This is a genomic window from Streptomyces thermovulgaris (assembly GCF_002155915.1).
GTDB classification, from domain to species: domain Bacteria; phylum Actinomycetota; class Actinomycetes; order Streptomycetales; family Streptomycetaceae; genus Streptomyces; species Streptomyces thermovulgaris.
Genome location: NZ_MUME01000575.1, coordinates 1 through 741, shown reverse-complemented (window position 1 = coordinate 741; position 741 = coordinate 1). Strand labels below are relative to the sequence as shown.

At 69.0% G+C, this 741-nt stretch carries 1 protein-coding gene and 1 pseudogene; one reads left to right on the top strand and one right to left on the bottom strand.

Features of this window, described 5'->3' with window-relative positions:
• Window positions 1-128 (top strand): annotated as a pseudogene (locus CCN35_RS29890) (helix-turn-helix domain-containing protein); the annotation flags it as partial.
• A gap of 87 nt (window positions 129-215) precedes the next feature.
• Here CCN35_RS29890 and CCN35_RS27390 read toward each other — a convergent pair.
• Window positions 216-632, bottom strand: coding sequence for a hypothetical protein (locus CCN35_RS27390; protein ID WP_067399988.1), 417 nt, complete (start codon window positions 630-632; stop codon window positions 216-218).
• Window positions 633-741 lie beyond the last annotated feature (109 nt).

Here is a 741-nt window from a genome sequence, read left to right as displayed (position 1 = left end):
CCCCGGCCGTCCCACCGCCGCCCGTCCGGCACCCCCTCCAGAACTGCGACGGCTGCGACCGCGCCTTCCGCGCTCCGGAACCAGGCCGCTGCGCCGACTGCCGAACAGCCGCCGCCGTGCCCTCCTGAACCGCACGGAGTCCCGAAGCCACCCGACAGAGCGCTGAAGCCGTCCGGTCGTCCTGGAAGAACGAGGACTCAAGGACTCGAGGTCCCCTACGACTTGGCGATCTCCTGCCGGAGCTGATGGGTGAAGCGACGCAGAAGGTCCAGCGTCTCCTGGAACTCGGCCCGGCGGTCGTCCCTGCCCTCGGTGGGCCGGGTGCTCCATACCCGACGCGCGAGAGCATCGGCGAGAGCAACGGTGTCGCCGTCACAGAGCAGGTAGAGGGCCGAGCGTGCCTCCTGCATCCGGTTCACCAGCTCGTTGACCTCGGGACCGTCGTCGCCCAGCTGCGTCCCCTTCAGGTGGTCCAGCAACTGAACCACGGCCGTGTTGAAGGCGGTCCCCGCTTTGAGCTTCTGTTCCCGGAGCCACATGCGGTCCTGTCGGCGCGCGGTGAACCACGAACCGAACACCGCCCCTATGAGCCCGATGGCGGCCCCGACACCCCCGGACAGAATGTTCTCCACGGCCAACTCCCCCCGACATACGGCGCCGTCAGGCTACCGAGGCCGCCGGAGGCACCGCGCTCGACGAGCACCCTTACATCTCAGGGGTCCGGTGATCCGAGCGAAGACT